This is a genomic window from Woronichinia naegeliana WA131 (assembly GCA_025370055.1).
GTDB lineage: Bacteria > Cyanobacteriota > Cyanobacteriia > Cyanobacteriales > Microcystaceae > Woronichinia > Woronichinia naegeliana.
The window spans coordinates 2386002-2398406 of record CP073041.1 but is presented as its reverse complement, the minus strand read 5'-3'; the positions used below and the strand labels follow the sequence as shown (position 1 = coordinate 2398406).

Annotated in this window: 8 protein-coding genes and 1 pseudogene; all 9 read left to right on the top strand. The window is 42.4% G+C overall.

Annotation, left to right across the window (positions count from 1 at the left end; genetic code table 11):
- The first annotated feature begins 152 nt into the window (after window positions 1–152).
- The 9 genes and pseudogenes from KA717_12290 (at window position 153) to KA717_12250 (ending at window position 12389) form a co-directional block, all read left to right on the top strand.
- Window positions 153–1781, top strand: a complete 1629-nt coding sequence (locus KA717_12290) for a hypothetical protein (GenBank protein ID UXE63337.1) — start codon at window positions 153–155, stop codon at window positions 1779–1781.
- Window positions 1782–1901: 120 nt separating this feature from the next.
- A complete protein-coding gene (locus KA717_12285; GenBank protein ID UXE64639.1) occupies window positions 1902–3053 on the top strand; it encodes an NAD-dependent epimerase/dehydratase family protein in 1152 nt (383 codons plus the stop codon).
- A gap of 137 nt (window positions 3054–3190) precedes the next feature.
- Window positions 3191–3361 carry a hypothetical protein gene (locus KA717_12280; protein UXE63336.1) on the top strand — a complete coding sequence of 57 codons (171 nt, stop codon included), beginning with the start codon at window positions 3191–3193 and terminating at the stop codon, window positions 3359–3361.
- A 278-nt stretch (window positions 3362–3639) separates the two neighbouring features.
- Window positions 3640–3927: a helix-turn-helix transcriptional regulator gene (locus tag KA717_12275; GenBank protein ID UXE63335.1), complete on the top strand. Its 288-nt coding sequence runs from the start codon at window positions 3640–3642 to the stop codon at window positions 3925–3927.
- Complete coding sequence (locus KA717_12270; protein ID UXE63334.1) at window positions 3866–4474, top strand: biopolymer transporter; 609 nt, start codon at window positions 3866–3868, stop codon at window positions 4472–4474. The genes KA717_12275 and KA717_12270 overlap by 62 nt, the downstream gene beginning before the upstream one ends.
- 279 nt (window positions 4475–4753) lie before the next feature.
- The gene (locus KA717_12265; protein ID UXE63333.1) at window positions 4754–5587 is read left to right on the top strand and encodes an IS66 family transposase; all 834 of its coding nucleotides are present in this window, start codon (window positions 4754–4756) and stop codon (window positions 5585–5587) included.
- Window positions 5588–5660: 73 nt separating this feature from the next.
- Window positions 5661–7310 carry a hypothetical protein gene (locus KA717_12260; protein UXE63332.1) on the top strand — a complete coding sequence of 550 codons (1650 nt, stop codon included), beginning with the start codon at window positions 5661–5663 and terminating at the stop codon, window positions 7308–7310.
- Between the two features lie 66 nt (window positions 7311–7376).
- Window positions 7377–8658, top strand: a pseudogene (locus KA717_12255) (ISKra4 family transposase).
- 41 nt (window positions 8659–8699) lie between these two features.
- Window positions 8700–12389 (top strand): LamG domain-containing protein, encoded by a 3690-nt coding sequence (locus KA717_12250; protein UXE63331.1) that lies wholly within the window; start codon window positions 8700–8702, stop codon window positions 12387–12389.
- Window positions 12390–12405 lie beyond the last annotated feature (16 nt).

Sequence of the window (12405 nt, the reverse complement as noted above, 5' to 3'; positions counted from 1 at the left end):
CTTACGTCGTACAGGATAGGCGGACTTCGGCTGAGAAGCGAGATAGGAACTGTACCTCTTCCTGTCTCCCCCTTTATGGGGAATAAATTCCCGATCTGCGTTTTTTCTCTCAGGTCTGAAGACGCTTAGTTTCCAAACTCCCATCTTTTCTTATGACTTCTTTGCCTGCTTCGACCCAACATCGGTTAAAACAACTGACCCAAATTCCGAGCGTTTGGGAAGGCGATCGCCGTACCCTATCAGAGAATGGATCTCCCTTAGAATTCGACGGCTCCAATCGAGGAGATTGCATTCTTTGGGTAGATGGTTCGGAAGGGTTTGTACGTTCAATGGATATTGTCTCTCCAGAAATGGGACTCGAAGCAGTGGTTCGGACCCTTATCAGGGCAATGGAAACACCCCATAGTCCCGCTAAACCGGCTCGTCCCCAAAAGATCATTGTTCGCAATCGAGAAATTCAGTTTTTTCTGCGGGGGGCTCTACAGAGTCTCGATATTGCGATCGACTACGTTCCAGAGCTTCCCCTTATTGATGAACTTTTCTGTAGTTTTGAAGCGGTTAATAATAATCGTCCGCCTTCTCTCCCCCCCTTTTACGAAAAGCCCCTACAAGAGTTGGCCAAAGAATGTTGGGAAGTTGCGCCCTGGGAGCTACTCGCTGATCATGACATCATTGCCATTGAAATAGAAAATGAGGATTTCAATCCTGTCTATGCCTGCATCATGGGAATGCTCGGCCAAGAATACGGACTAATACTCTACCGTTCCCTCGATTCTGTCAATCAATTTCGTCAAGCTGCCCTAGCAGAAAAATCGACTGAACAGCTAGAAAAAGCCTTTTTAGCCCAGGATTGCTGGTTTTTAAACTACGAAGCCGCCGATGGGGATGAGGATGCCGATCTTGGCGAATTAGAGGCAGGTGATATTAATGCCATCTTTGGTAGTATCCATCCCCTAGAAGGGATTCGCCCTTTTTTAGATGAAGTGGAAGCAAAAACCCTTTCCTACGTTCTTCAGGGGTTTCTGCGGTTTTTCCGTGACCATGAATCCCAACTTTCTCAAGATCCTATTGGAGAAGTCCGTCAACGCTATCGTCTGCCCTCTTTAGATTCTCAGTCTTCTAAAGAAAAGATTGCTGTTTCGGTTTATACCCTGCCAGACCTGGCTCAGGAATTACTGGAGATGATGGATGACGACGATGATGACGATGACGACGATGACGACGATGATGAACTTTCGCTACGAGATGATTTAGTTCCTGAAAATGCCTATCTCAGTCTCGGCGTGATTCCCTGGGATCTGATAGAAACGTTAAAACTTAATCCTAAGACTTACTACCAAGGTCGAGACGTGAAGGCTAATGGTGAAGGAATGCCAGTACTGGTTATTCAAACATCTCGTCCGAAGGCCCAGACACTCATTCAAACGCTTCGGGAAGAGGACGGAATTGCGGGTCTGTGTTTTAATCAGGGAGAAGACTCTTGGACAGAAACCCGTTACGATCTAGGCATTTTACTGACAGGGGCTAAACATCTCTATCTTTTTGGTGAGTTTTTACAGGACGATGCCACCCATCAAAAAGCGCGCCAGAAATGGGATAGTCGTTGCAAAAAAACAGGAGGCTATTGTGGCATCTTAGTTGCGATGGGAATTACGGGAAGTTCTAAAGGGAATCCTAAATTGCCGGATATGTTGGCCTTTTTTGAGACGAACTTTTTTCAGCCCCAGGATTTGGGTTTAGGTTCATTAAAGTTAATGCCTCAATTTGATATGGACTGGTAAGAACATCCTTTTGTATCACGGGATCTGGGTATCGGAAGAAATACAAGAACCGTCAACCTGGCCGTCCCCAGACCTGATACATTGTTGTAATATCAGCAATAAAAATTGATAGAGTTTAGTATGCGAGTTTTGGTTATTGGCGGAGATGGCTACTGTGGTTGGGCAACGGCACTCCATCTTTCCAACAAGGGATATGAAGTCGGAATTCTGGACAGTTTAGTTCGACGTTTTTGGGATACCCAGTTGGGGGCAGATACTCTAACTCCGATCGCTTCAATTCAGCAACGTCTTCAACGTTGGCAGGATTTGACAGGTAAATCGATTCCGCTTTTTGTCGGAGACATCACGGACTATAGTTTTTTAAGTCAGTCGATGCAGCAATTTCAACCCGATGCCATTGTTCATTTCGGCGAACAGCGATCGGCCCCTTTTTCAATGATTGATCGAGAGCACGCGGTGTTAACCCAAACCAATAATGTCATTGGCAATCTCAACCTGCTCTACGCCATGAAGGAAGATTTCCCTAATAGTCATTTGGTTAAGTTAGGAACAATGGGGGAATATGGTACACCTAACATTGATATTGAAGAAGGGTACATTACGATTGAACACAATGGACGCAAAGATACTCTACCCTACCCCAAACAACCCGGTAGTTTTTATCATCTAAGTAAGGTTCACGATAGCCACAATATTCATTTTGCTTGCAAAATTTGGGGATTAAGGGCGACGGATCTCAATCAGGGAGTGGTTTACGGGGTATTGACAGAAGAAACCGGAATGGATGAATTGCTCATTAATCGTCTTGATTACGATGGCGTTTTTGGAACGGCCTTAAATCGTTTCTGTATTCAAGCGGCCATTGGTCATCCTCTCACCGTTTATGGAAAAGGCGGCCAAACCAGAGGCTTTCTCGATATTCGGGATACTGTTCGCTGTGTTGAACTGGCGATCGCCAATCCTGCCGAAACAGGACAATTCCGCGTTTTTAACCAATTTACCGAACTCTTCAGTGTAGGGGATCTGGCCGCAATGGTTAAGAAAGCAGGAACTGCCATGGGCTTACAGGTAGCCATTGAAAATCTAGAGAATCCTCGGATTGAATTAGAAGAGCATTACTTTAATGCCAAAAATACCAAACTATTAGACCTGGGACTTCAGCCTCACTATCTTTCCGATTCTTTACTTGACTCCCTACTAAATTTTGCCGATAAATATAAAGAACGGGTGGATCGCGGACAGATTCTTCCCAAAGTTTCCTGGCGACGTTAAGTCAAAGTAGTATGAACACATTGGTGTCACGAATCTTTCCACCTGTAAATAGGGCTTACTGAAAAAGGCTAAAACCCTTATAGAGAAAAGAGTATAGCCATAATAACAATGTCAAAGGTGTAGGAAAACAAGCTAAAATGAGCCGAAAACCTTGCATCCCTCCCCTCAATAGTGTGTATCGCAAAGGATGGTACACAGAAAAAACACTGGAAAACTTCAAAAACCTGTTTGAGGGGAAATTGGATGAAGAAAATCTACCTGTAAATAATTCGTTGATAGATCCCACATTCCGCAAACGCTACAGATAGCGCATAAATACAAATAGATGCTCTTTCTATATGGCGTTAATTTGTTTTAATACACCATGAATAGAGTAGTTTAAATTAATTACTCTATGGGTGGCGGCAACCTGCGGAATGTCGGATAGATTATCCTGTGAAACGGTACGATAGGGCTTTCGAGCTCGCGTCAGATGTAATCAACGAAAATTTTACAGCAAGAGAAATTTGGGATTTAACCTTACCAGTTCATCAACTGTCTTCTACAATATAGCCATAAGTAAAAATACCAAGAGGAAATAATACCTATGCTCACTGATAAGTCTCATTCTCCTGCTTCCTTATCAGATCGGGAAATGGAAATCTTAGAATTGGTGGCAACGGGATTGACAAATTTGGAAATTTCCCAAAAATTAGAAATCAGTAAACGCACAGTCGATAATCATATCAGCAATATTTTAACCAAAACAAAGACGGAAAACCGAGTAGAGTTGGTGCGCTGGGCCTTGCAATGGGGAAAAGTCTGTCTAGATGATGTTAACTGCTGTGTTTTACCCAATTCCTCTCCAGTCCCCAATCAAAGTCTTATGGTCTAAACGGCGATCGCTGATTGCCTGGCTCCGAATAATGGTAATCAGCGTAGTTTTAAGTAGTTGCCAAGAAACGGGTTTTATCGCGCCTTTGCCCCAAGATCTGGGAAATGCCCTGAATAGTTCGAGGGCTGAAGAGAATCCTAGTTTTTCCTATGATGGCCGTTATCTCGTTTTTACCTCTGATCGGGGAAAACAACGACAAATTTTGCTGTACGATGTGGTGGCCCGCCGTCTAGTTCCCTTACCTGGTGTCAATCAACCGGGTCGTTTTCAAGATCAACCCGACATTAGTGCAGATGGTCGCTACTTGGTCTATATTTCTGAACAAGCCGGTAAGCCCAATGTTTGGTTTTATGATCGCCAAAGTCTTGAAAGCCGGAATATTACCGAGGATTGGCCCGGTGAAGTCCGTCATCCCACCATTAGCGGCAATGGTCGTTGGATTAGTTTTGAAAGCGATCGCAATGGTCAATGGGATTTAGCGCTCTATGATCGTGGTCTGAATAGCGAAACCTCTTTACCGACTGCAATACCTCTGCCCTCTCCTTAAATTAGGTCTCTAGTATGCAATATTTGAACCCACATTCCGCAGGTTGTCGAAGAAGTCAAGTAGTTCCCGCAAAATGACTTGTGTATTGATATTGAGCAGAGAAGTCTGGAGTCTGGATTGCCTTTTCTCCGAGGATGTTGTCTTGCCATTGGTTTATTTTTCTCCACTTATTTTTTTCTATGTTAACCCTCTTTTTTCAAGCCTGCTCTTAATTCCACTTGTTTTCTAACGAACCTTTTCTGAGTAGGCATTTTGGCTTAAGTTGACACCAATGGGACATTGCCAGCAACCACTGCTCATCTGGCAAAAGCAGTAGAGCCATCTATCAGTCAATTAAAGAATTGGGTAAAAGAGCAACCGCAAGTGAATGCCGATGAAACCCCTTGGGTGGTGAAAGGTGTAAAAGAATGGCTTTGGAATATAAGTGGAAAGAAATTTTGCCTATTCCATGCTGGCGACACTCGTTCAAGAAAAGAACTGGAATATCTGCTAGGAAAAAGTTTTCAAGGGGTATTAATCTCCGATGATTTCAGCGTGTATAACGGTTATCCTGCCTCTGCTCAACAGAAATGTTTAGCCCATTTACTGCGGCACTTTAAGCAAGTAGAGAAACTGAAAATTGCGAAGCAAGTCGAGTTAGCCCAAGTTTTTTTGACTTTACTAACAGAAGCTTTTACTAACCACCGTAGTTACCGTCAAACAGGTGAGAGAAGCCTCTATAACCAATGGGTTCTCGATTTTAAGGAGAGATTGAAGCAAGCTCTTGATACTTGGCGACCGCAAGCTGGTTATGCGGCCGGATTGCTGTTGACTTCTGTTAAGGAAAAGTCTCATCAGTGGTGGTATTTTCTTGACCATCCTGAAGTTGCCCCCGATAATAATTTAGTAGAACGTTCCCTGCGTTTAGGCGTGACAAAGCGTAAGGTTTCGGGCGGCTCTCGCTCTATGACAGGCTTTTCCCACACAGCTAGTTTGTTGACTGTCATTCAATCTTGTCGCGCTCAGGGTCGTTCTGTTTTGGAATTTTTTCGCGAAGCTTTAGCTTCTGTTGATGGGGATGACATTGTTTCTCTTGTTCCTGCTCCTGATTCTTTTGTCAACCAGTTCTCCTGAATTCTTGCATTTTATCTAATCATCAACTAAATTATTTACGGGTGGAAATTTTTCTGAATTTAACTTAAAAACTATGAATCTTCCATCTCCCCATCAGAGTACTCTTAAGCACATCAATAGCATTACCCACGAGGGAAAGGTCATCGTTTTAGCCACAGCAACCGATGGTAAAATTTGGTACAGCATCAAACAAGATGGCTTTGAAGATAGTTATTTGAACACTCCAGCAGATCAAAGAACAGGTTGGGAAAACTGGCAACAGTTAGAACTTCCCAATGAAACCAAAGCAGACGAGTCCGTTGTTAAGCAAGAAAAAGCTGAACTGACTTATCTTACAGATTCCAATCGCTATATTCTGCGATCGCGCTATCAAACCGTTAATGAAACCGCCGTCGCACCTGTACAAGTAATTTCAGCCCTCGGTCATCTATACGTTTTTCGTCAATCTAAAACAAATACCCTGTTCGTAGATCGTTTTGTGGTTGATGGCATGACTAATAAGCTGAATCGTAAGTTAGAAGTGCGATTTAAGCGTAGTAAGCAAAAACATACACCCACAAAAAGCATGAAAAAAGGGTCTAACGGACTTAGCAACGTTGACACCTTAGACTTCCGAGACAGCGACGGTAATTTTTTCTACGAACCCACCACCGAAATTTGTGCCGTCAACAATCTGATTAACGGTTGGTTTTCTGTTGTCCTCGTTCCCACCTTTGAAAACGACATCCACCGTTGGCACATTTTCGCCTACAACACTAGCACTACACAAGTTGAATTAACGACCCTACGAGCATCGGAAGAAGGGCTATTTGCAGTCAAAGATTACAACGTTTTTGAAGAAGTCAACGAAACGCTTGTTCCGCGTCAAATTGCTGGAATTATTAAACGCAACCTAGACATAGCAGGAGCTACTGTAACTAATGGCTTAACCGCCACAACCTATGACATTCAACAAGAGCAACAAACCCAATCGGGGGAAATGCAATTATTAAAAACAGCTACCCGATTAATGTTAGCCATTCCCACCGACAAAGGGACGGCTGCCTTTAGTTTTGCGATCGCGGGCGATGGAACGCTGTCCGAAATTGACGAAACTCCCGATAAAACGATTATTCGGAACAAAAAAAGGGAGATTCTGCTTCCTTTAAATACTTTAGATGAAATTAAAGCCTTAGCAGACAGAACGCCTCCTCCCCAGGGAATTATCACAGGATTAGCCGAAGGAACAGATGAAGAAGATGCCGAAAATTTAGTCAAAATTACCACCAAAGGTAAGGCTGGAGAGTTAGCCAATGGCGACTTGGTGAAAGTCCTGGGAACCGTTGATTATCAAGGTCTTTATCAAGCCAAAACCGTTGATGAAAATACCTTTGATCTTGACTTAAAATTACCTCAAGAACTCGGTTACTGGGAAAAAGAAGACGAAGAAGAAGGCGGACTGATTTTTGATGGCATGATTACTGCCTACGAAAAGACTGCCGATGGCAAGCTCCGAGTAACCTGTCCTAATCATGGCTTAGACAATGGTGATGAAGTCCAAATTGCTGGGACAGAAGACTATAACGATAGTTATCCCGTCAAAAAACTGGATGATACCCACTTCATCATTGAACGTCAGTGGGCAATGGGCTCGGCTATTAATATTAAATTAGTCTCTCGTAAACGACGAGGTATTGTCTTTGATGGTACGGATGACTATGTTGCCCTACCTGAGAGGGTGTGACCTTTAGTTGATGAAGGAAAAGAAAAGTGTTAACATGAGATGAAAAGTGACAAAGAGGAAACAATGATGACAGCAAAACTAATTAATGTAGAGGGTTCAAAGATAAAAATAGAACTAACATTAGAACTCAGTCGTTCAATGTTGGATACAGAAATAAATATTCAAAAAGGCTTAAACGAAGTAGGTTGCATCGCCAGCAAAGAAGCCTTGAAATATTTAGATACAGATGGTTCACCCTTAAAAATCGGTGAAGAAATCTGGAAGAGTAAGGGAGAGCAACCGAAAGAATATCAAACACCTTATGGTGAGGTTATAGTGAATCGTCATGTATATCAGCGTTCACCTTTGAGGAAAAACGTATTGCCCCTTAGAAAGAGAAGCAAGGATAATCATAACATCAACGCCATTATTGGCAAAACAGGTATCCTCAAAAATGTCAGGGATGGCAGGCAAAGAGGTGAAAAATGATTTATTAGAAAATCATGGTAGAAAAGTAGCGCTATCCTATATCCAAAGATTGAGTGAAGCAGTAGGAAGTGTGGTACAGGCAAAAGAAGAAGCGTGGAGTTATGCCCCGCCCAAGGAGGATAGCCAAATTGCAACAGTGGGAATAGGATTAGATGGAACCTGTATGCTGATGTGTGAGGATGGCTACCGTGAAGCAATGGTGGGAACCGTTTCCCTATACGATAGTGAAGGCGAACGTCAACCTACAATCTATCTAGGTGCGGCACCAGAGTATGGAAAAAAGAGTTTTCTAGAAAGATTAGAAAGAGAAATTGAGCGAGCGAAAAACCGTTATCCAGAGGCAACATTGGTCGGGATAGCAGACGGGGCAGAATCAAATTGGAAGTTTTTAGAAAAGCAAACGGAAGAACAGATATTAGATTTCTATCATGCCTCTGGTTACTTAGGTGCCTTGGCAGAAGCGTTGCATCCGAATACCGTGTCAAAACAAAAAGAATGGTTGACTGAAAATTGTCGAGAACTCAAGCATGAAAAAGGAAAAGCAGGAGAACTGCTAAATCTGATGAAAGAAGTCAAAGAAGAAAAAAGTCATTCTAAGAATCTTACCGAGAAACTACAAGCGGCGATTACTTATTACGAGAATCATCAGCATCAAATGGATTATGCTGAATACATAGAGAAAAAGTATCCGATTGGTTCAGGTGTTACGGAAGCAGCTTGTAAGACGTTGGTCAAACAACGATTATGTTGTTCAGGGATGCGATGGAAGGAAAAAGGAGCAGGAATTATTTTGAGCCTACGAGCTTTGGTATTGACGAAGGAACGATGGAGTCAATTTTGGGCAAAACTTGATCAATATGGGTTCCCTGTAGAACCCTGATTACAACAGCTTTTATCAACTAAAGGTCGCACCCACCTGAGATGAATCATAATTACTCTCAAGGCATCACCGTAGAAGCATGGGTCTGGTATGACGGTTTTAAAAAGTGGTCAAGAATTATTGACTTTGGCAATGGTGCTGGCGTAGAAAATATTCTCTTTGCCAATGAAGGAACATCCAATAACCTCAGCTTTTATGTCTTTCAGGGAACAACATACCAGAGTATTACAGCCCAAGGAGTCTTGGAAACTGGAAAATGGATGCACTTGGCGGCAACAATTGACAAGTCAGGTAGTGCTACTCTCTACAAAAACGGTGAAGTCATTAAAACAGGTTCTGTTAATCTTCCTAAAACGATTAATCGGACTCAAAATTGCATTGCCCGCAGTAATTGGTCTAATGATAGCTATTTTCAGGGTAAAATCAGCGATCTGCGTCTTTGGAAAACCGATCGCATGGCGGAAGACATCAAAAATAGTATGTATCTGCAACTGACAGGAAAAGAACTGGGTTTACTCGGTTATTGGCGGTTGGGAGCAATTGGAGAAGGACAGGTCGTTGACTTTTCCAGTAATGGGCAGGATGGTACTGTCTATGGTGACGCTTATGTTAGTGCTGCGACCCTTAACCGTAAACTTGCAGGCGGGTTAAATGCGGTTAAATATAGCAATAGTGACTTGTTTGCCGTCAGTGAAAGAGCTACCTACGAAGAAAGCTTTGAATTTAAGGTTGTTTCTTCCTCTGGGGTTAATCTTGCCTATCTAGATAATGCCGACGGAAAAAATTTAGGGACGAAGATTTTTACCCTTGCCTATTGGGGGAAAGCCAGTCGCAGTGCTGAAGAAAAACAGGTGATTGCGCCTGAACAAATTAAACAAAATAAGTTTGAAGATTTGGGAGGCGGTTGGTATCGCGTCTCTGGAAATGTAACGATTCCTGATGGAATTGGTATGTTACGTTGTTTTGAGATTGCGAATGTTAAGGGAGATTGGCAATCTTTAGAAATTCGTAAACATTGCATCCGTTTGATGTCTGACAGTATTACTGAGTTTAAATACAGTGATAGTGTGGGTTTGACTACTTTAGCGGATAATCAGGCAACATTAGCCACTAAATTGAAGCAACTGGAATTAAAAGAACAACAGGAAGGACTATTACTCAAGGAAAAACGAGAGTTAGAAGCGAAAATTGCTGCTTATAACGCGCAGGATGCGACTAGAGTACGGATTGCACAATTAGAGAGTAAAATTGCAGCACTGACAAGTGAAGAACAATCCCTTAAACTTGCACATCAGAATGCAGTTAATAGCCCATTTAACTACTTTTGCCAAATCAAGTCAGCACCTGGTGTACAGAATGCTCATGGTACGGATTTCTACATTGACGCGGAACGAAACAGTGGCTATATCGTTGGATTGCCAGCATGGCAACCACCAGATAAATGGCAGTTTATTAATCAAGGGGGGGATTTTTATTCTATCAAATCTGCACCTGGTGTACAGAATGCTCATGGTACGGATTTCTACATTGACGCGTGGCGAGACACAGGATATATCGTTGGATTGCCAGCATGGCAACCACCAGATAAATGGCAGTTTATTAATCAAGGGGGGGATTTTTATTCCATCAAATCTGCACCTGGTGTACAGAATGCTCATGGTACGGATTTCTACATTGACGCGTGGCGAGACACAGGATATATCGTTGGATTGCCAGCATGGCAACCACCAGATAAATGGCAGTTAATAAAATGCGAACCCTCAAATACTAATATTGATCGTGCTAAACAAGATTGGGAGGCCAAGACAAAAGAACTGCAATTACCATCGAATGAATTACAAAGACTTCAAAAAATATTAACTGCGACTTCGGCGGATAAATTAGCTTGGGATAATCGTCTTGCTCAAGTTATCAAGGAAATTACGGCACTGCAAACAGAGTTAAATACTTTAAATACTGATTTCCTGAATGGAGTAAAAACTACCCAACAAACTCCCCAAACTATGCCCCAAATTGCCAAAGATGGTAAAGGTTTAATTACTAAAGGAGCAAACCTTGGTTTTGTTAATTCGGTGACTCGTCTTAACGCGATGGAAACTAGCGAAGGTAATGTCCAACTGAGTTACTTTGATAACCAAGGGCGGATGCGACAAACGAACTACGATGCCACTGCGGACAGCAAAAATGCTACCGTTGAACAGTGGATTCCTGATGCTCAACGGACTTGCTTAAACTTTAACAATAGCAATAGTGTTGTTAAGTTAAATCAACCCCTCTATCTTCCCAATAATTGGAGTATTGAAGCATGGTTTGTCTATCCTTTACCCGAAACGGCAGAATGGAACACTCTCATCCGAGGGAAAGATACAGATCATCATATTATTGTCAGAAATCGTAAACAATTAGGGATTTATCTGCACAATGATCCTCTAGGACAACAATTCTATGATAGTGGCTTCAATATGGAGTTATTGTCTGAAGGATGGCATCATCTTACTGTCGTTGGAAAGGGCGACACTACCTTGTTCTACATTGATGGTAAGGCTGTCGGTAATACCAAAGCTAAAGCCTTAGCGGATGCAGAGGAAAATCTCAAAAAAGCCCCCAATGAGCCTAAAGCTAAAAAAAAGGTTGAAGACATCAAGAAAGCCATTCTGAAAACAACTAGCGATGTTTTTGCGATCGGAAATAATCACTCAGAGCTTAACCAACCCATTGATTATTCAGTAATGAAGTTTGATGGGGTGAATGATTCGATCAATATTGGCAACGTCTCTAGCCTCCATCTACAAGATAATTTTACAATTGAGGCATGGGTTTATCCGACGACTGGTTCTGGGGTGAGAGTGATTTACAGTCTATCAGATAACATTTTTGTTATCGAGGAAGGACGCTTGTTTTTTCAGAAAGGAGGAGGGAAATTTGAAACAATTGGTCGAAATGCAACGAATAACCGGTTGACGATCAATAAATGGAATCATGTCGTTGTTGTTAAATCAGGCTCAATGACAGGACAGACCAAGCTATACCTCAACGGTATTGCCATTGATGAACAAACCGCAATTCCCACACTGACAAATGTAGGACAGATTCAACTCGGCTCACAACCAGATATTGGCAGATATTTCCAAGGTCAAATGGCTGAAGTCCGTGTCTGGAACAAAGCTCGCACTCAGGCAGAAATTCAAGCGACTATGGGTAAGCGACTATCTGGTAAAGAAGTCAACTTAGTGGCTTATTACCCCTTGAATAAAATCGAAAGCGGCAAAGTTTTAGATATGGTGACTAATAATTATGCCACTGTGGTCGAAGCGAGCATCGTTAATGATCAAACCCTATTTATCACCCCATTCATCTTAGGTGAGCAATTCGGTAAATTGGCAGAAGTGCGTGTTTGGGGAGTGGCTCTAACCGATGACGAGATCGCTGTCAATAGCAAAACTTTACTGAGCGGCAATGAACCTGGTTTGTTAGCCTATTATCCCTTTAATGAGGCAACAGGAGAGGCTATTCGAGATCAATCTGGACAAGGAAATAACGGTGCTGCGTCTGGCGCAATCTGGTGGGGATGCACTGCTCCTATTGGTAATCCAGGAAATACGGTGATGCAGTTTGATGGAGTGAATGATTACATTGATATTGCCACTGGTATTCTGTCTGATTCCTACACCAAAGAAGTTTGGATTAAATTGCAGTCGGGGGTTCCTCATAAGGGTGTGACCTTTAGTTGATGAAGGAAAAGAAAAG

Excerpts from the sequence above, each read along its gene's own strand:
- KA717_12290 (UXE63337.1), top strand. The coding sequence starts at position 153 with ATGACTTCTTTGCCTGCTTCGACCCAACATCGGTTAAAACAACTGACC.
- KA717_12285 (UXE64639.1), top strand. The coding sequence starts at position 1,902 with ATGCGAGTTTTGGTTATTGGCGGAGATGGCTACTGTGGTTGGGCAACG.
- KA717_12280 (UXE63336.1), top strand. The coding sequence starts at position 3,191 with ATGAGCCGAAAACCTTGCATCCCTCCCCTCAATAGTGTGTATCGCAAA.
- KA717_12275 (UXE63335.1), top strand. The coding sequence starts at position 3,640 with ATGCTCACTGATAAGTCTCATTCTCCTGCTTCCTTATCAGATCGGGAA.
- KA717_12270 (UXE63334.1), top strand. The coding sequence starts at position 3,866 with ATGTTAACTGCTGTGTTTTACCCAATTCCTCTCCAGTCCCCAATCAAA.
- KA717_12260 (UXE63332.1), top strand. The coding sequence starts at position 5,661 with ATGAATCTTCCATCTCCCCATCAGAGTACTCTTAAGCACATCAATAGC.
- KA717_12250 (UXE63331.1), top strand. The coding sequence starts at position 8,700 with ATGAATCATAATTACTCTCAAGGCATCACCGTAGAAGCATGGGTCTGG.